This is a genomic window from Enterococcus sp. S53, assembly GCF_016516865.1.
Lineage (GTDB): Bacteria > Bacillota > Bacilli > Lactobacillales > Enterococcaceae > Enterococcus_D > Enterococcus_D innesii.
The window spans coordinates 445,685-465,264 of the sequence record NZ_JACVUH010000002.1 but is presented as its reverse complement, the minus strand read 5'-3'; the positions used below and the strand labels follow the sequence as shown (position 1 = coordinate 465,264).

At 42.8% G+C, this 19,580-nt stretch carries 17 protein-coding genes; 12 read left to right on the top strand and 5 right to left on the bottom strand.

Going from position 1 to position 19,580, the window contains the following annotated elements:
• Positions 1-54: 54 nt before the first annotated feature.
• The gene (locus IAE45_RS05140) at positions 55-525 is read right to left on the bottom strand and encodes an arginine repressor (RefSeq protein ID WP_200125254.1); all 471 of its coding nucleotides are present in this window, start codon (positions 523-525) and stop codon (positions 55-57) included.
• A gap of 302 nt (positions 526-827) precedes the next feature.
• On the opposite strand from IAE45_RS05140, the gene rpsB reads away from it, so the two are divergent.
• From rpsB to IAE45_RS05095, 9 genes are all read left to right on the top strand, one after another.
• Entirely contained in the window at positions 828-1,616 is a 789-nt protein-coding gene (gene rpsB, locus IAE45_RS05135; protein WP_005229426.1) for a 30S ribosomal protein S2, read from the top strand.
• A 110-nt stretch (positions 1,617-1,726) separates the two neighbouring features.
• Complete coding sequence (gene tsf, locus IAE45_RS05130) at positions 1,727-2,608, top strand: translation elongation factor Ts (RefSeq protein ID WP_005229432.1); 882 nt, start codon at positions 1,727-1,729, stop codon at positions 2,606-2,608.
• Positions 2,609-2,755: 147 nt separating this feature from the next.
• On the top strand, positions 2,756-3,478 hold the full coding sequence (gene pyrH / locus IAE45_RS05125; protein ID WP_005229433.1) for a UMP kinase: 723 nt from the start codon (positions 2,756-2,758) through the stop codon (positions 3,476-3,478).
• A 1-nt stretch (position 3,479) separates the two neighbouring features.
• Positions 3,480-4,037, top strand: a complete 558-nt coding sequence (gene frr / locus IAE45_RS05120) for a ribosome recycling factor (protein ID WP_077452616.1) — start codon at positions 3,480-3,482, stop codon at positions 4,035-4,037.
• A 191-nt stretch (positions 4,038-4,228) separates the two neighbouring features.
• A complete protein-coding gene (locus tag IAE45_RS05115; RefSeq protein ID WP_086293422.1) occupies positions 4,229-5,029 on the top strand; it encodes an isoprenyl transferase in 801 nt (266 codons plus the stop codon).
• Positions 5,026-5,832 (top strand): phosphatidate cytidylyltransferase, encoded by an 807-nt coding sequence (locus IAE45_RS05110; protein WP_077452615.1) that lies wholly within the window; start codon positions 5,026-5,028, stop codon positions 5,830-5,832. The genes IAE45_RS05115 and IAE45_RS05110 overlap by 4 nt, the downstream gene beginning before the upstream one ends.
• Positions 5,833-5,982: 150 nt before the next feature.
• Positions 5,983-7,251: an RIP metalloprotease RseP gene (rseP, locus tag IAE45_RS05105; RefSeq protein ID WP_081118765.1), complete on the top strand. Its 1,269-nt coding sequence runs from the start codon at positions 5,983-5,985 to the stop codon at positions 7,249-7,251.
• Positions 7,252-7,320: 69 nt separating this feature from the next.
• Entirely contained in the window at positions 7,321-9,030 is a 1,710-nt protein-coding gene (locus tag IAE45_RS05100; protein ID WP_081118764.1) for a proline--tRNA ligase, read from the top strand.
• A 108-nt stretch (positions 9,031-9,138) separates the two neighbouring features.
• Positions 9,139-13,488 carry a PolC-type DNA polymerase III gene (locus IAE45_RS05095; RefSeq protein WP_200125252.1) on the top strand — a complete coding sequence of 1,450 codons (4,350 nt, stop codon included), beginning with the start codon at positions 9,139-9,141 and terminating at the stop codon, positions 13,486-13,488.
• A 282-nt stretch (positions 13,489-13,770) separates the two neighbouring features.
• Here IAE45_RS05095 and IAE45_RS05090 read toward each other — a convergent pair whose 3' ends face one another.
• The 3 genes from IAE45_RS05090 to IAE45_RS05080 all read right to left on the bottom strand — a co-directional run bounded on the left by IAE45_RS05090 (position 13,771) and on the right by IAE45_RS05080 (position 16,151).
• The gene (locus IAE45_RS05090) at positions 13,771-14,712 is read right to left on the bottom strand and encodes an AEC family transporter (protein WP_200125250.1); all 942 of its coding nucleotides are present in this window, start codon (positions 14,710-14,712) and stop codon (positions 13,771-13,773) included.
• A gap of 106 nt (positions 14,713-14,818) precedes the next feature.
• Positions 14,819-15,748, bottom strand: coding sequence for a membrane protein insertase YidC (yidC, locus tag IAE45_RS05085; protein ID WP_200125248.1), 930 nt, complete (start codon positions 15,746-15,748; stop codon positions 14,819-14,821).
• A 124-nt stretch (positions 15,749-15,872) separates the two neighbouring features.
• Positions 15,873-16,151, bottom strand: coding sequence for an acylphosphatase (locus IAE45_RS05080; protein ID WP_005236969.1), 279 nt, complete (start codon positions 16,149-16,151; stop codon positions 15,873-15,875).
• Between the two features lie 95 nt (positions 16,152-16,246).
• Here IAE45_RS05080 and IAE45_RS05075 point away from each other — a divergent pair, with 95 nt between their 5' ends.
• Both IAE45_RS05075 and IAE45_RS05070 read left to right on the top strand, forming a co-directional pair.
• Entirely contained in the window at positions 16,247-17,008 is a 762-nt protein-coding gene (locus IAE45_RS05075) for a TrmH family RNA methyltransferase (RefSeq protein ID WP_200125246.1), read from the top strand.
• Between the two features lie 124 nt (positions 17,009-17,132).
• A complete protein-coding gene (locus IAE45_RS05070; RefSeq protein ID WP_077452608.1) occupies positions 17,133-17,642 on the top strand; it encodes an HD domain-containing protein in 510 nt (169 codons plus the stop codon).
• A 48-nt stretch (positions 17,643-17,690) separates the two neighbouring features.
• Here IAE45_RS05070 and IAE45_RS05065 read toward each other — a convergent pair whose 3' ends face one another.
• Entirely contained in the window at positions 17,691-18,890 is a 1,200-nt protein-coding gene (locus IAE45_RS05065) for a YdcF family protein (protein WP_096742451.1), read from the bottom strand.
• A gap of 124 nt (positions 18,891-19,014) precedes the next feature.
• Here IAE45_RS05065 and IAE45_RS05060 point away from each other — a divergent pair, with 124 nt between their 5' ends.
• Positions 19,015-19,527, top strand: coding sequence for a GyrI-like domain-containing protein (locus IAE45_RS05060; RefSeq protein ID WP_008381124.1), 513 nt, complete (start codon positions 19,015-19,017; stop codon positions 19,525-19,527).
• Positions 19,528-19,580 lie beyond the last annotated feature (53 nt).

Sequence of the window (19,580 nt, the reverse complement as noted above, 5' to 3'; positions counted from 1 at the left end):
GGGCACAGCTCTTTTTGTAGTGAAAATACAGATAGGGCACATTTGTTCAGTGTTTTATAAGACCGCGTGGTTTCTGATAAATTGATAAAATGATTCGGCGTCTTCGTCGCTGCGGGAAATCACCGCTACTGTATCAAAACCCGCCAACGAGCATACTTTTTCTGGCATGGTCACTTCATCGATCGCTGCCGAAAGCAAAGGCGCATTGTCCGCAACGGTGTGGATCAAGGTCATGAATTGCACACGATCTACTTTAGTGACAACGTCTTCGATCATCTGTATCAAGCGCTGCTCTTCTTCTTTTTCATCCTCAGAAGCTTGCATTCCTTGAAAAATGACAAACTTTGTCTGACCTGACTCATCAGGTACTTTCACGATTTTCAAATCACGAATATCGCGAGAAATGGTCGCTTGCGTGGCGGAGACTCCTTGGACTTCCAATTGCTGCAATAATTCTTCTTGCGTGCGTACAGTATGTTCAGTAATGATTTGTCTAATAAGTAAATGGCGATCAGCTTTTCGCATAGGCAAACTCCTTTAAGCATGATTGATTAAGTCAGCCTTATCATAGCAGATAACACCGAAAAAACCTAGATATAATAAGAAAAGAATTAGAACGTTAAAAAAAAGCCGAACCACGAATCGTAGTTTTTCATTTGAATCAGTTGCATTTCTTTTTTAGCTACTGTATACTGTTTAAGGCGTGAGTTTTTCACGTCAATCCCACATCTTGTTCCATCTGCGAAGCGGTGCTGATCAATTCAGTTCTTCAAGGAGTAAAAGAGCAAGAGAGGAAAACAAAAAAACCAAATTGGAGGAAACACAACATGGCAGTAATCTCAATGAAACAATTACTAGAAGCCGGCGTACACTTTGGTCACCAAACTCGTCGCTGGAACCCAAAAATGAAGAAATATATCTTCACAGAAAGAAACGGCATCTACATCATTGATTTGCAAAAAACAGTGAAATTAGTAGACGCAGCTTACGACTACATGAAAAATGTTGCTGAAGAAGGCGGCGTTGCATTATTCGTAGGTACTAAAAAACAAGCACAAGAAGCAATCAAAGAAGAAGCAATCCGTTCAGGTCAATACTATGTTAACCATCGTTGGTTAGGTGGAACTTTGACAAACTGGGAAACAATCCAAAAACGTGTTGCTCGTTTGAAACAAATCAACAAAATGGAAGAAGATGGCACATTTGCTGTTCTTCCTAAAAAAGAAGTCGTTGGCTTGAACAAAGAGCGCGAACGTCTTGAAAAATTCTTAGGCGGTATCGCTGATATGCCAAGAATTCCAGATGTAATGTACGTTGTTGACCCACGTAAAGAACGTATCGCGATCCAAGAAGCACGCAAATTAAATATCCCAATCGTAGCGATGGTCGATACAAACTGTGATCCAGACGAAATCGATGTTGTTATCCCATCAAATGATGACGCTATTCGTGCCGTTAAATTGATCACTGCGAAAATGGCAGATGCTTTCATCGAAGGTAACCAAGGCGAAGACCAAGTAGCAGAAGAAGATTTTGCTGCTGAATCAACAGAAAACGCAACTTCAATCGAAGAAATCGTTGATGTTGTCGAAGGCGACAACGCATCAGCTGAATAATAAATGATGGAGCTGTTTCAAAGGCTAGGCGCCAAGCCTCACTCTCCTTTGAAACAGCTTTTTTTAAAGACAAGCAATCTTGTTTAAAAACATTTAGGAGGAAACAAAAAATGGCAGAAGTAACAGCTAAATTAGTAAAAGAATTACGCGATATGACTGGTGTAGGAATGATGGACGCAAAACGTGCATTAGTTGAAGTAGAAGGCGACATCGAAAAAGCCGTAGACTTATTACGTGAAAAAGGTATGGCAAAAGCTGCGAAGAAAAACGACCGTATTGCTGCTGAAGGTTTAGCATCTGTAGCGATCAACGGCAACACAGCAGCAATCGTTGAAGTGAACTCAGAAACTGACTTCGTTTCTAAAAACGAAATGTTCCAAGACTTAGTAAAAGAAATCGCTGAAGTAATCGCAGCAAACAAACCAGCTGATATGGATGCTGCTTTAAAATTAGAAACTTCTAAAGGCACAATGGATGCTGCGTTGATCGAAGCAACACAAGTAATCGGAGAAAAAATCAGCTTCCGTCGTTTTGAAGTTGTTGAAAAAGATGACAATGCTGCATTCGGCGGATACCTACACATGGGCGGACGTATTGCTGTATTGACAGTTCTTGAAGGAACAACTGACGAATCAGTTGCGAAAGATGTTGCGATGCACGTTGCAGCGATCAACCCTCGCTACGTGAACGAAGCACAAATCTCTCAAGAAGAATTGGATCATGAAAAACAAGTCTTGACAGAACAAGCATTGAACGAAGGCAAACCAGCGAACATCGTTGAAAAAATGGTTGAAGGACGCTTGAAGAAATTTAAAGCAGAAATCGCTTTGGTTGACCAACCATTCGTTAAAGACCCAGATATGACAGTTGAAAAATATGTTGCATCAAAAGGCGCAACTGTGAAATCTTTTGTCCGCTTTGAAGTCGGCGAAGGTATCGAAAAACGCGAAGACAACTTCGTTGAAGAAGTAATGAGCCAAGTGAAAAAATAATTCTGTTCCTCGAACAGATGGGAACGCATGGAAGTGCGCTCCCTTTTTTTAAGCAAAAACGGTTTTTGAAGAAATAGTGTAGATAATTTTCAACGAAAGAGCACCAATATGCTACAATAGTATTGGAGAATGTACGGAGGAATCATGATGGGCAAACCAAAATATCAACGTGTTGTATTAAAATTAAGTGGTGAAGCATTAGCGGGTGACGAAGGCTTTGGGATCAAACCACCGACGATCCAAGAGATCGTTAAAGAGATCAAGGAAGTCCACGAATTAGGTGTACAGATGGCAATCGTGGTCGGCGGCGGGAACATTTGGCGTGGACAAATCGGTGCGCAAATGGGGATGGAAAGAGCCCAAGCTGATTACATGGGCATGTTAGCGACTGTGATGAATGCTTTAGCATTACAAGATACACTAGAAAACGCTGGTGTACCAACGCGTGTCCAAACTTCGATCGAAATGCGTCAAATCGCAGAACCTTATATTCGTCGCAGAGCAGAACGTCACTTAGAAAAAGGGCGGGTCGTCATTTTTGCCGGCGGAACCGGAAACCCTTATTTCTCAACTGATACGACCGCAGCCTTACGGGCAGCTGAAATCAACGCCGATGTCATTTTGATGGCAAAAAACAATGTTGATGGCGTCTACTCAGCAGATCCTAAAACGGATCAAAGTGCTGTGAAATTTGAAGAATTGACTCATTTAGAAGTCATTTCTAAAGGATTGCAAGTAATGGATTCAACCGCAAGTTCATTAAGTATGGACAACGATATTCCATTAGTCGTATTCAACTTGAATGAGCATGGAAACATTCGCCGCGCCATTTTAGGTGAACATATTGGAACGACAGTAAGGGGGAAATAACATGGCTGACAAAATTTTAACAGAAGCAAAAGACAAAATGAAAAAAGCAGCAGAAAACTTGCAGCGGGAATTAGGACAAATCCGTGCTGGCCGCGCGAACGCGAGCATCTTAGACCGCGTAATGGTTACTTATTATGGTGTACCAACACCCTTGAACCAAATGGCTTCAATTACGATTCCAGAAGCAAGAATTTTGATGATCACACCTTTTGACAAAACAATGATCCAAGAAGTAGAAAAAGCTATCATGCAAAGTGATGTGGGGATTACACCTGCCAATGATGGAACGGTCATTCGTTTGGTGATTCCTCAATTAACGGAAGAACGCCGTAAAGAATTAGCAAAAGATGTGAAAAAAGAAGCTGAAAATGCGAAAATCGCCGTCCGTAACATTCGTCGGGATGCCATGGAAGCTTACAAGAAACAAGAAAAAGCTGGCGATATCACAGAAGATGATTTGCGGGAATCTGAAAAAGAAGTGCAGACTGCTACAGATAACAGCATCAAAGAAATCGATGCCATCGCAGCTGAAAAAGAACAAGAATTACTTGAAGTTTAAAAGGAATGACGAAGAGTCGCTTCAGCGGCTCTTTTTTTATGGGCGAAAGTAGCTCATGTACTTGAATATGACAGCTGTTTTTTTGTTTTTTCTTAATATAGAAATCTTTTCTTGGTTTTCATAGGCAAGAAATCTGATTATTGTTATAATGTAAAAGATGAATTTCAAGAATTGGAAGAGGAGCGAATACGATGCTGCGTTTTTTTCCACAAAAAGACAAATATATCAAAGAAGCGGCTGAACATGAATTTGATCCATCACTGCCGATTCCCCAACACATCGCGATCATTATGGATGGCAACGGCAGATGGGCGCAAAATCGGCGCTTGCCAAGAGTAGCTGGCCACAAAGAAGGCATGGAGACGGTAAAGAAAATCACGAAACACGCTTCACACTTAGGTGTGAAGGTATTGACGCTTTATGCATTTTCGACAGAGAATTGGAAACGGCCAAACGAAGAAGTAGACTTTTTGATGCAACTGCCCGTCGACTTTTTCGACACCTTTGTTCCTGAGCTGATCAAAGAAAATGTTCAAGTCAAAGTGATGGGGTTCACGGATTCTTTACCCGCGCATACACAAGAAGCGGTCAAGCGAGCGATCGACCAAACCAAAGATAACACCGGGATGATCTTGAATTTTGCTTTAAATTACGGCAGCCGCGCGGAAATTTTGACAGCTGTCCAAGCACTTTATGAAGAACTTTCAGCTTCCGGCGAAGCCCTACCAGAGCTCACGGAAGACATGCTGGGGACGCATTTGATGACTGGTTTTTTACCAAACGCGTTACGTGATCCTGAATTGGTGATTCGAACGAGTGGTGAGGAACGTATCAGTAATTTCTTATTATGGCAGATTGCATACAGCGAGTTATTCTTTACAAAAGCGCTCTGGCCTGATTTCGATTCTGCGTTATTAGAGGACGCGATTGGGAGCTTTCAACAACGAAACCGGCGTTTTGGCGGTTTGAAAACGAAGGAGGAAGAAGAGTGAGACAACGTGTAATCACTGCGGTCGTCGCATTAGCCTTTTTCCTGCCAATTATTTATATTGGCGGCATTGCCGTCGAATTGCTGGCAGCAGCAATGGCAGGAATTGGTGTTTATGAATTATTTCGAATGAAAGGATTAGCTATTTTCAGTTTTGAAGGAATTCTTTCAATCCTCGGAGCGGTAATCTTAGTTTTGCCTCAAGAACGCTGGTTTTTCTTTTTGCCAGAGGGGACAGATAAAAGTGCCTTGTTTTATCTGATCGTTCTTTTGTTACTAGGGATCGCGGTTATTTCGAAAAATACGTATACCATCGATGAAGCTGGCTTTCCGGTGATCGTTAGCTTATATACCGGTGTCGGGTTTGAACGTTTTTTGACGGCACGGTCAGCAACGGATGGCTTAGTCGTTTTAGTTTTCGGTCTCTTTATCGTGTGGGCAACGGATATTGGGGCATACATGGTGGGACGACGTTACGGTCAACGAAAATTATGGCCGGAGATTTCTCCTAATAAAACCATCGAAGGGGCCCTAGGCGGGATTGCTGCTGCGGTGGTCGTAGCTGGTTTGTATCTATTAGCATTTCCTGGGAAAGATTATTTTGGACACGGTAGTGCCATGATGATTTTATTGACGGTCCTCTTTTCGATCGCTGGGCAATTTGGTGATTTAGTGGAATCGGCGATCAAACGTCATTATGGCGTAAAGGATTCAGGAAATATCCTGCCAGGTCACGGGGGAATCTTAGATCGCTTCGACAGCATGTTGTTTGTGTTTCCAATCATGTATTTATTTGGCGTCTTTTAGAAAATATTTAAGAAGTGCAGGCTTGGCTTGCGCTTCTTTTTTTAAATTCTTGTTACAACGGGAATGTGAGTTCCTCAACGGGAACCGGTGTGATAAAATAAGGAAAGGCTGCCCTGAATGAGAGGGATGCTGTGAAAGAGAGGAACGAGCATGAAAACGATACTTGTATTTATCATTATCTTTTCCGTGGTGGTAGTGATTCACGAATTCGGACACTACTTCTTTGCAAAACGGGCAGGTATTTTAGTAAGAGAGTTTGCCATCGGTATGGGGCCTAAATTGTTCGCGCATCAAGCGAAAGATGGGACGACCTACACGATTCGGATGCTGCCATTAGGCGGGTATGTCCAAATGGCAGGCTGGGGCGAAGATGAAACCGAATTAACGCCTGGTATGCCAGTCTCCTTGGTTCAAGATGCAACTGGTAAAGTCATCAAAATCAATACGAGCAAAAAGATCCAATTGCCGCAAGCGATCCCCATGGAAGTGACCGACTTTGACTTGGAGGAGAAGCTGACGATCACTGGCTTCATCAACGGCAATGAACAAGAAGCAGTTACGTACGCTGTGGATCATGACGCAACGATTATTCATGAAGATGGCGTTGAAGTTCGGATCGCACCAAAAGACGTTCAATTCCAGTCCGCAAAGCTTTGGCAACGAATGCTGACGAATTTTGCCGGACCGATGAATAACTTTATTTTATCCTTGGTTTTATTCACTGGGTTGGTGTTTGCGCAAGGTGGTGTCGCGAACCAAGATGCAACCATCGTGACAGGAATCGAAGCAGGAACCCCGGCAGCTGAAGCCGGACTGCAAAATGGCGACGAAATCCTAGCAGTTGAAGGCGTCGATGTTTCCAACTGGTCAGAATTGACGACAGAGATCCAAAAGTATCCAGATACTCAGATTGCTCTCGAAGTTAAACGAGGAGCAGAAACACTTGATTTGACGGCAACTCCTGCGAGTCAAGAATCTGGGGAGACTACGATTGGTTTCTTAGGGATCACGGCTTCGTTAAAAACTGGCATCGGAGACATCTTACTTGGCGGCTTGCAAACGACCATTGACAATTCATTGGTGATTTTTAGAGCAGTCGGCAACTTGATCGCCCAACCAGATATCAATAAATTGGGTGGACCGGTAGCGATTTTCCAACTGTCTTCTCAAGCCGCATCGCAAGGTGTCACAACGGTGATCGCCATGATGGCGATGATTTCCATCAACTTGGGGATCTTTAATTTATTGCCGATTCCTGGATTAGATGGTGGGAAACTGGTTTTAAATATTTTAGAAGGTGTGCGAGGCAAGCCAATCAGTCAAGAAAAAGAAGGCATCATTACCCTGATTGGGTTTGGGTTTTTGATGCTGCTGATGGTTCTCGTTACCTGGAATGATATCCAACGTTTCTTCTTTTAAAAATAAGACGCACAAGCAAATCAATTGTTGATCGGGTGAACATGATTTTTTGTAGCAAAGGAGAAAAAAATGAAACAGTCAAAATGTTTGATTCCGACATTGCGGGAAACCCCCAGCGATGCGGAGACGTTAAGTCATCAACTGTTAGTTAGGGCCGGGTATATTCGACAAGTGGCGGCAGGCATCTATGTCTACTTGCCGCTAGCACAAAGGGTGTTAGAAAAGATCAAGCGGGTCATTCGTGAGGAACTGGCACAAATCGATGCCGTAGAGATGGCGATGCCTTCTTTGCTTCCGTATGAACCATGGAAGGAGTCTGGACGGGCCTCATTGTATGGTGAGTCTTTGTATCGGTTGACAGATCGAAACGAACGAGAGATCGTTTTAGGGCCCACTCACGAAGAGCCGTTCACGACATTGATCAAAAACGAGATCACGTCTTATAAGCGGCTACCCTTGAGCTTGTATCAGATCCAAACGAAATATCGGGACGAACAGCGGCCGCGCTTTGGATTGATTCGCAGCCGTGAATTTATCATGCAAGATGGCTATTCTTTTCACGCCGATGAAGCCAGCTTAGATCAAACCTATAATCGCTACGAAATGGCTTACCATGCCATTTTGAAACGCTGTGGGATCGAATATCGGACAGTGGTCGGGGATAATGGCTTGATGGGTGGCCGAGATTCAAAAGAGTTTTTGGCATTGTCTGGAATCGGCGAAGAGCTGATCTGTTATTCGACTGAAAGCGACTATGTCGCCAATTGGAAACTAGCAACTAGTCAGTATATCGCTAAAAAATCTCATGAGACCTATTTAGAGTTACAAAAAGTCGTTCATGAAGAGTCTCTATCGTTAGAGGAACTGGCGAAAACATACGAAACGGATTTGCAAAAAATCGTTCAAGTATTTTTGCTACTCGTTGACGAGCAAGTCATTATGGTATTGCTTCGAGGTGATCACAGTCTTAATGAAACAAAGATCAAGCATTTTTTAGCCGCTGATCAAGTGAAGATCTTGACTGCTGAAGAAGCCGAGTCCTATCTGACCAGTGACGCACAACTTCGCAGCCCCATTGAGCTTGCTGATTCGATCCAATTGTATGCCGATCAGCATGTCCAAGATATGGCGAATCTGATCGTACCAGCGGCAGAAAAACAGAGCTATTTTCTTAATGCAAATGTAGGCCGTGATTTTCAACCACTAGCCTTTGCCGATTTTCGCTTGGTTCAAGAAGGCGATCCTTCCCCAGATGGAAAAGGGACCTTAACCTTTACGCGAGGAATCGAAGTTGGGCATATCTTCAAGTTAGGAACCAAGTACAGCGAGGCGCAAGAAGCGACGGTTGTCGATGAAAATGGCGATGAACAACCAATCATCATGGGCTGTTATGGTCTGGGGGTTTCTCGGTTGCTATCAACGATCGTTGAACAATATGGCAATGAGTTTGGGATCGATTGGCCCCAAGAAATTGCCCCATTTGATGTGCATATCATCCAAACGTCGATTGAAGATAGCTATCAAAATGCCTTAAGTGAAGAAGTAGAAGAAATGATGAACCAAGTTGGCTATCAAGTATTGGTGGATGACCGCAATGAACGTGCAGGGGTCAAATTTGCAGATGCCGATTTGATTGGTTGTCCGATTCGCTTGACCATCGGTAAAAAAGCCGTAGAAGGCATCGTGGAGATCAAAATCAAGCATACTGGCGCAACCGTTGAAGTGAGGAAAGAAGAAGTCGCTTCGACCCTAACGATTTTGTTAGCCAACCAAGAATAAATCGAAACAAATGGTAGATCGAGAAAGGAAATCCTTTCTCGATTTTTTAATGAAAGTGAAGACAAAAAGAGGTATACTAATGAGTACTGAGAAAAGGAGGATCTTCAATTGTCAAAAGAAAGAGAGACCTTTGAGATATTATTAGACCAAATTGCAGCTGCCCAAAATCTTCGGCAGCATCCATTGATGCAGACTGCCCAAATCAGACAAGTAACCGTGCATCGACAATCAAAAGCCTGGACGTTTTATTTCCAATTCGAACGTTTGTTGCCGGTGATGGTGTATCAGTCCTTTAAACAACATATTGAATTGGCATTTAAAGAGATTGCGGAAGTTCGCATTGTCATTGAAGCTCAAGACGGTTCCTTTGATGAGCAGTTCATTCAAGAATACTGGCCATTAGCGTTAGCCAATCAAAATTGCGATCGGCCGTTAGTTCATCAAGTGATCAAAAATCAAATGCCTATGATTCAAGAGAACAAGGTGATTTTACCCGTCAACAATGATGCGGTCATCACGATTTTGCAGCAACAGTACTTACCGATCATTGAGGAAAATTATGGGACTTTCGGGTTTCAAAAATTTCGGATCCTGCCACAGCTAGACAAAGAACAGGCTGAGGCAGCCTTGAAAGAACTTGAAGCACGAAAAGAAGAACAAACGGCAGCCTTCCAATTGCAAGCCGCTGAGAACTTAATGGCGCACGAGCAACGCAAAAAAGAAGTCAAAACAGTCGAATTTGACGGACCAATCGCCTTGGGACGTAATATTCCTGCTGATGAACCTGTGACACCGATGATCAATATCATCGAGGAAGAACGCCGAGTTACGATCCAAGGGTATGTCTTTGATAAAGAAGTCCGCGAATTGCGTTCAAAACGGAAGATTTTGATTTTGAAAATCACCGACTATACGTCGTCGTTTAGTGTGAAAAAATTCTCCAACAATGAAAAAGATGAACAAGTCTTTGATGCCATTGCTAAAGGTAGTTGGGTCAAAGTGCGTGGTAGTGTTCAAGAAGATACCTTTATGCGAGATCTCGTTATGAATGCGCAAGATTTGCTGGAAGTCAAACACGAGGCCCGCAAAGATTATGCACCTGAAGGCGAAAAACGGGTCGAACTTCACCTGCATTCCAATATGAGTACGATGGATGCAACCAACAATGTGGCAGACTTTGTCGCTCAAGCTGGCAAGTGGGGACATAAGGCGATTGCGATCACCGATCATGGTGGAGCACAAGGGTTTCCTGATGCCCATCACGCCGGAGAAAAAGCCGGGGTAAAAATTCTTTACGGTGTGGAAGCCAATATCGTGGATGACGGGGTAGCGGTTGCCTATAATCCGCAGCCTGTCCCACTGACTGATGCCACGTATATCGTGTTTGACGTGGAGACCACCGGATTGTCTGCAGTGTACGACACCATCATTGAATTGGCCGCTGTGCGGATGCATAAAGGCAACGTGGAAGGTTCCTTTGATGAATTCATCGATCCTGGCCATCCTTTATCACGAACGACCGTAGAATTGACGGGAATCACCGATGAAATGGTTCGGGGGTCAAAATCGGAAGAAGAAGTCTTACGTTTGTTCCGTGAGTTTTCTGAAGGAGCCATTCTAGTTGCCCACAATGCGTCATTTGATATGGGCTTCTTAAATACCAGTTATCGAAAATACGGTATCCCGGAAGCAGAAAATCCCGTCATTGATACATTGGAACTCGCTCGTTATTTGTATCCAGAGTTTAAGCGATTCGGTTTAGGTGTCCTTTCCAAAAAATTTGGCGTTAGTTTGGAGCAACATCACCGAGCGATCTACGATGCCGAGGCAACCGGTCATTTAGCGTGGATCTTTGTCAAAGAAGCGATGGAAAAACATGACATGCTACTGCACGAAGATTTGAACCGACACGTGGGGGGTGAGAACTCCTATAAAGCAGCTCGGCCTTTCCATGCCACGATCTTAGCCCGAAAACAGGCGGGATTGAAGAATTTATTCAAGCTGATCTCGATGTCAAATGTGAAGTACTTCCATGATAAAGTTCCGCGGATCCCGCGCTCAGAATTGGTGAAATTGCGGGAAGGATTGTTAGTCGGAACCGCTTGTGATAAAGGAGAAGTCTTTGTCGCAATGATGCAAAAAGGGGTCGATGCAGCGCGGGAACTTGCCAAGTTTTATGACTACATCGAAGTCATGCCCAAAGCAGTTTATGCTCATCTTCTCGAAACGGAACTCGTGAAAAGTGAAAAAGATCTAGAAGACATCATTCGGAATCTGGTAAAGATGGGGGAAGAGTTAGGGAAAATCGTTGTTGCTACTGGGAATGCCCACTACCTGAACGAAGAAGATGCCATTTATCGTAAGGTCTTGATCAATTCGATGGGGGGCGCCAATCCCTTGAATCGACATAGTTTACCGGATGTACATTTCCGAACAACCGATGAGATGCTGACCGCTTTTCAGTTTTTAGGTCCAGAAGTAGCGAAAGAAATTGTAGTGACGAACCCGAATAAAATCGCTGATCTCTGTGAAAAAGTCATTCCGGTAAAAGATGATTTGTATACACCAAAGATTCCCGGATCTGAACAAGAGATCACCGACTTGAGTTACAACCGTGCCAAAGAGCTATACGGTGATCCATTACCAGAAATTGTGGAAAAACGTTTGAAAAAAGAGCTTGATTCGATCATTGGGAATGGGTTTTCCGTGATCTATTTGATCTCACAAAAACTGGTTCATAAAAGCAATGAAGACGGCTACTTAGTAGGGTCGCGGGGATCAGTCGGTTCTAGTTTTGTCGCAACTATGACTGGGATCACTGAGGTCAATCCATTAGCCCCTCATTATTATTGTCCCGATTGCCAGTATTCTGAGTTTTATGAAGACGGCTCGTATGGTTCTGGTTATGATATGCCAGAGAAAAAATGTCCAAAATGCGGCACCCGTCTGAACAAAGATGGCCATGATATTCCTTTTGAAACCTTCCTTGGCTTCCATGGCGATAAAGTCCCCGATATCGATTTGAACTTTTCAGGGGAGTATCAGCCAGAAGCCCATAACTATACGAAAGTGCTCTTCGGTGAAGAGTATGTCTATCGTGCCGGAACGATCGGTACCGTAGCGGACAAAACAGCCTTTGGGTTCGTAAAAGGCTTTGAGCGCGATCATAATCTTCATTATCGTGCAGCAGAAGTCGATCGTCTGGCAAAAGGTGCCACTGGCGTCAAACGGACGACTGGTCAGCATCCGGGGGGGATTATCGTTATTCCAGACTATATGGATGTCTATGATTTCACCCCGATTCAATACCCAGCAGATGATCAAAATTCAGAATGGAAAACGACCCACTTTGATTTCCATTCGATTCATGACAATATTTTAAAACTGGATATCCTGGGACACGATGACCCAACGGTGATTCGGATGCTACAGGATTTATCAGGAATCGATCCTAAAACAATCCCCACGGATGATCCGGAAGTGATGCGTATTTTTGGTGGTACGGATGTGCTAGGTGTGACTGAAGAGCAGATCTACTCAAAAACAGGTACATTAGGCATCCCAGAATTTGGTACCCGATTTGTGCGAGGGATGTTGGATCAAACCCATCCATCGACCTTTGCAGAGCTCTTGCAGATCTCTGGTCTTTCCCATGGTACCGATGTATGGTTGGGCAATGCTGAAGAACTGATTCGTCGCGGAGACGCTAGTCTAGCAGAAGTAATCGGCTGTCGGGATGACATCATGGTGTATTTGATCCATGCCGGCTTAGATGACGGGATGGCCTTTAAAATCATGGAGACGGTTCGTAAAGGCCAATGGAACAAGATCCCTGACGACTTGCGGGACACTTACTTGCAAGCGATGCGGGAGAACAATGTCCCTGAATGGTATATCGATTCTTGTTCGAAGATCAAGTACATGTTCCCGAAAGCCCATGCGGCGGCGTATGTTTTGATGGCGTTGCGGGTGGCTTACTTTAAAGTGTACTTCCCAATTCTCTATTACTGTGCTTATTTCTCTGTCCGGGCGGATGATTTTGATTTGATTGCCATGTCAAAAGGAAAAGACGCCGTAAAAGAACGGATGCAAGAAATCACTGACAAAGGATTGGATGCGTCAACGAAAGAAAAGAATCTGTTAACGGTTCTGGAGTTAGCCAATGAAATGTTAGAGCGCGGTTATGAATTTGGGATGATCGATCTGTATAAATCGGATGCGGAAAACTTCGTGATCGACGGGAAAAAATTGATCGCACCGTTTCGAGCCGTGCCGAGTTTGGGACTAAACGTAGCGAAACAAATCGTGGAAGCACGAAAAGACGGTCCCTTCTTATCGAAAGAAGACCTCGCCAATCGCGGGAAAGTTTCTAAGACCTTGATTGAATACATGACGGATAATGGTGTTCTTAAAGATCTACCAGATGAAAATCAGTTGTCGTTGTTCGATATGTTATAAGTCAACAGCTGTTCACTTAAAAAAGCACATCATCGTAGCATCTAGTATAGCTAGTTTCTGCATGATGTGCTTTTTTGTCTTTTTTGTGAGGGCAACCTAAGCAGTCACAATCTTGCGAAAATCAAAAGGATCGTGGCTTTATAGTGAGAAATCATAAGGGGGGTGCCGCTTGGATAGCAAATCAATCGAACCATTGGCTTACAAAGAGGAGAAAAATACTCGTTACCGAAAGAAGCGAATGTCTTTGGTAACGAGTATTTTTCGACAAAGTTCGTTAAATAGCTAAAAAAAGAAAAAAAGCAAAACAGGCAAATACACCATGTACAGTAAGACGGAATACCCTAAACATGAAGTTGCAAATTCTTCGTCCCCTTGGTAGTTTCGTACAAGAATCGGGACAGAGTTTTGGACGGGCATAGAGGCTTGAATAATAAATACAGAAAGCATCAATTCAGGAACAGGGATGATTCTGCTTAACAACCACACGACTAGGGGCGAAAGAACGAACCGACCAAACAAGACACCGGCAATGTCTTTGGTCATTCGCAAATTTTTGAGTCCCCCAAAGTAGACAATGATCCCGATGATAAACATTGATAGGGGCGTCGTTAAATCTGCTAGGTAGCTTCCAAGGCCATCAACAAATGAGGGCAGTGGTAAGGTGAACAGCATCCAGATCAAACCGATGATGAAACCAATCAAGGCTGGTGAAAAAATCTTTTTTAGCATGACCAATGGATGAAAGGAAATCCGGGCTTCACCAAAATCAGGATTGTCTTTTGCTAACTCAAAAATACCGATGGTCCAAAATAATGTCGTATTTACAATATAGTACAACAATACATAAGGAACGGCTTTTTCACCAAAAATGGCTAAATTGATTGGTAAGCCGATGAAGATCGTATTGGAAAAGGTAAACATGGCGGAAAATGCGCCTTGGTGTTTGGCTTCAACTTGGGTGAAACGGCGCCATAAATAACCAGCGAAGTAAGTGATCATCATGGAAAGTAAAGGGATGATCATCCCCGAAACTAATGAAAGAAATTCATCTTTCGTAAAGTTTTTAATGATCGTCAAAAACATATTGGCTGGTAATGAGACATTCAATACCAATTTTGAAAACGTATCGGCAGTTCGATTAGAAAACCATTGTTTGTAAGACAACCAATAACCGATAAACATGAGACTGAAAATGACAAAAATATTGATATATGCTTGAAACATGCGCTCACCTCTCATTTACTATAGCGAAAGGCAGTAGAAGAAGCAACTGATTCCCATTTGAAAACAACAAAAAACCAAACCACTCATTGAGCGATTTGGTCAAGAATTACTTCCGTTGCTGCTTGCCAGCGTTACGACCTTTTCCGTTAGGCTTTGTCGTATTTAGCGCCTTTTTGACAGCTTCTGTTTTTTCAGGCGTTACGTCTTTACGAGGCGTAACTACCGTTTTAGGCGGATTTGCTTTCATTTCCGCTTCGACTTGGGCACGAATTTTTGGTTTCATGATGACATTTGTGATAAACGTTTGGATACAACTGAAGACCCCACCAACTACCCAGTAAAGTGTCACACCAGCTGGTGCACTCATGGACATGAAAACGATCATCAATGGAGAAACGATCAACATGGTTTTCATCGTTTTTTTCTGTTCTTCAGGAATCCCGATGGTTGAGATATATCCTTGTGCCAAGTAGGAAAGACCAGCAATCGTCACAAAGAGAATGCTTGGGTCGCCTAAAGATACGCCAAAGAATTCAGAGTTTTGGATTCCTTGTGTGTAACGAGCGGTGAAATAAAGAGCAGAGAAGATCGGCATCTGAATCAGCAAAGGGAGACATCCGATACCGCCAAACATACTGACGTTGTTTTCAGAGTAAATTTTTTGCATCTCCGCTTGCGCTTGCATTTGTTCTTCCCGAGTGGTTGCTTTTTTTAAATTGGCTTGCGCAATATCCACTTGGGGTTTCAGAAACTGCATTTTTTCACTTTGAACCATCGTTTTTCGAGACTGATGGATCCCTAATGGTAAGATAATGACACGGACAACGATCGTTACGGCGATGATCGCCCAGCCGTAAGACCAGTTGAAGTTTTCAACGAGCATCGTGATCATATCACCTAATGGTTTCACCAAAAAGCGATAAATCATTCCTGTTTCTTTCGGCGTACCATCAGCATTGGTACTGACACAGCCTGATAATGCTAATAACAGGCCAAATAATCCTGATGAAAGCAGCCATTTATTCATTTTAGACATTCTATTCTTCCTCTTCACAATAAATTTAGACAAAAATAACTATACTAAAAAAGACCGACTATTTCAATGTACAAAGAGAAATTCATTGAAAAATCAATCTTTCGACTTAGAAAACATTCAATTATCAATAATAGACTACGTCAAAGCTAGTACGTTCTTTAATGGTATCGTCTGGTTGGATGTCGATTTGGTTCACTTTCCCAGCGGGAGAAGGAGAATCTTTCACTCCGGCAACAAAGGCATCGATGATTTTTTCATCTCCCATCGCTTCAATCGAAACAGAACCATCTGCCTCATTTTTTACAGATCCTGTGACCCCCAACTGATCGGCAAGCATTTTCGTGGTATAACGAAAGCCGACACCTTGGACACGCCCTTGAACATGGATTCGTAGTTTCTTCATGGACAATCCCTCCTCTGCTTATAATGATAGCGTTTTTTCAGCAAAAGAACAAGTTAGATCGATTGACTCATGCTATAATAAATCGAGGTGACCACATGAAAGAAATTCAATCGAAAAAAAATACCTTTATCAAGGAAATCAAAAAACTAACACAAAAAAAACACCGTACACAGACCAATTCCTATTTGATCGATGGCTGGCATTTAGTGCAAGAAGCGCTGCAGGCCAAAGTACCAATCAAAGCGTTGTTGGTAACACCGCGAGGGTTAAGCGAAGCCAACGGGCAGCTCGATGATTATCAGGAAGAAAGCTATTTGATCACAGAGGAGATCGCAGCGATGCTTTCTGATTTACCAACTCCACAAGGAATTTTTGCCGTGATGGAAAAGCAAGAGCAAGACTTACAGACACTGACGGGCAACTGGTTGATTTTAGATAATGTGCAAGATCCCGGGAACGTTGGCACCATGATTCGAACAGCAGATGCCGCTGGATTTAGCGGGGTATTTCTCGGTGAAGGAACAGCAGATCTTTACAGCACAAAAGTCTTGCGCAGTATGCAAGGAAGCAACTATCATTTACCAATTTTAGAAGGAGCGATCCCGCCATTTCTCCAACAGCTACGCTCAGCTGGCGTGGCGATTTATGGCACCGAATTAAATAAAGAAGCCGTTCCTTATACCGAGCTTCCTAAACAACAAACAGCTGCCTTCATTTTAGGTAACGAGGGACAAGGGGTTCACCCAGAACTGTTGGCTTTGACTGACAAAAATGTGTATATTCCCATCTATGGTCAGGCAGAATCATTGAATGTCGCCATTGCAGCCGGGATTTTGATGTATTTTGCTGTCAGTTAGATTTTTAAGGAACTGTTAAACTATTTGAATCTGTTGCACCTCACCTAGAATCTTCGATGAATAGGTGCTATACTTTGTCTTGTAACAATCAAGCAGATCAAAAAAAGGTGGCAGACAAAAATTTATGACAGAAAAATGGCAAGAAGATAGCGAATATATGTCTTACGTGGCTGACCTGTTAGAAACAGAAGCTGTAAAAAAATTAGCCAACTTTGTGCAGCATATGAACTCCACACGTTTGGAACATTCGATCAGCGTCTCTTATTATAGTTACAAATTGGCCAAGAAATGGGGCGGCGATGCTCGTGCAACAGCTCGTGCAGGACTCCTTCATGATTTATTCTACTATGACTGGCGTACCACAAAGTTTGATGAAGGTACCCATGCGTATATGCATCCACGAATTGCAGTAAAAAATGCTGAAAAAATCACTGAACTAAGTGATCTAGAAAAAGATATCATCTTGAAACATATGTGGGGAGCAACGATTGCGCCGCCACGTTATAAAGAAAGCTATATTGTTACAATGGTTGACAAATATTGTGCGATCAAAGAAGCATCAGAACCACTTACAGAAAGTATGAAAGAAAAATGGCAACAACGTTTCTGGAAGAAACATCGTACGATGCAATAAGAAAAAAGTTCTTCGAACCAGCCGGTTCAAAGAACTTTTTTTGTTTGCTTAGCCAAAAATAAGTTGGAGGATCGCTGCACCTACATAAAGGATCAGCAAGGTGATCAATACCGTTAAGTGTCGTCTTTTGTGCATAAAAAGGATCGCTACGAATTCTCGTAAGAAGGCATTGGGTAAATAGTAAAAGGCGGTAGGTGCTCCGATACCATCTGCTTTAAGTTGTGCTTGATCTGCATAGAGACCGGCACGAAAAATATGGTAATTGTTGGAGGAAAAAATTACTTTGTAGCCATTTGGCTTTAAGGAATCCATGATTTCTTTCGAAAACTTCATGTTTTCATAAGTAGTCGTGGAATTTGTTTCTACTAAAATCTCTCCTTCGGGCACTCCTTGCGCAACTGCATATTCTTTCATCGCGACAGCTTCTGGCAGCTTTTCATCGCTTCCTTGGCCGCCTGACATCAGTAACCGAGGAGCCGTTTTTTTCGCTTTAAATTGCGCTTCGTAGAACGAGATTGCTTTATTGATACGCTTGGCCAATAAAGGGGAGACCGTGGTGCCATTCAAAAGACCTGCTCCTAAGACGATGATAAAATCTTGATTGTAACGAGGATGATTGAACTGATAAATGACTGAAATCGATAAAAAGTTCAAAAAGACCACAAATAGATACATCAGACTTAGGGGAACCACGCCGAATAAGGTTCGGATCCAATCCGGGAAAAAGTGCAAAAGGGGATCCGAAAATAATAAAACGGTCAAAACTACCGCTAAGATCAGGGTCAATAGATTGGCGATCGATCGCGATTCTCTTCGTAAAACAATAATGGAATTCCAGTAAAGAAAGACCACGAGGATGGCCAATCCGAATAATAATACAGCAAGGAAAATCGCTAGTAAAACAGCCAATAGACCACCTACAAGAATATCTTGTGTTCGGTATAGATTGATGACTAAGTAGCCACCAAATGCTAAGACAAACAAATTAAAGAGCAAGCCATTTACGAGTCGGTGCTTGTTGCGCCGATAAGAAAATAAAAAAAGGCCGGCGAAGGCGACTGGTATTAGAATAAAGAAACTGCCTGTCCGTAATTCTGAGACGGCTAAATAAATCAGCAGGGCTAAAATCGTCCAACAGCACTCAAAAAAGAAAATATCTGGCTCATCTTTTTTCTTGCGCCATTTTTGAACGACGATCACACCCGTCAAATAGCTGATAGCAAAAATCAGCAATTGCGTAAAATCCATGTTTTTCACTCCTTTAACGATACACCTAGTATACCGAAAAATGACAAAAATTGCTTGTTGCTAAGGTCAAAGTTGCTGAATTTCTTGCAATTCGCTAAAATGAAGAAAAGAAGGAGGAAGGAACATGCAATTAGGTGAAGTGATTCGCGTTGAACGGCCCGCTTTTTATGTGATCGGAAAAGAAGGCAAGGGATTAGCGGAAGAAGGAGCTTCTTGGGTACCAGCGCTATGGGAACTTGCAACAAAGGATTTTGAAGAGATCGAATTTCTAGTGAGCGATCAAAAGGCAGAAGAACTGGAATTTTGGGGCTTAATGAGTGATGGCACCAATTGGTTAGAGCCTTGGCAAGAAACCGGCCGTTATTTGGCAGGCGTTCAAGTCCATACAGAAAATTTTCCTCCAGTCGGTTGGGTCCGTTGGGAAATGCCCGCAATGACCTATCTCGTTGTCAAAACGGATGAAAAAAACTTGACCATGATGACTGAAAAAATGTTGATGGAAGTTTTACCAGAAAACAACGTCCACTTGTCAGCAGCGATCCAAGAAAGATATCTTCCTCATTTTAAAGAAGGGGAAGTTGAATTGTTTTTCCCTGTTGAGCCTTTGGCAGCAGCAACGGTGGAAACGGTAGAATAAAAAAAATCTGTCCGAGAAGCAGTCTTTGCTCAGGACAGATTTTTTCTTTGGTT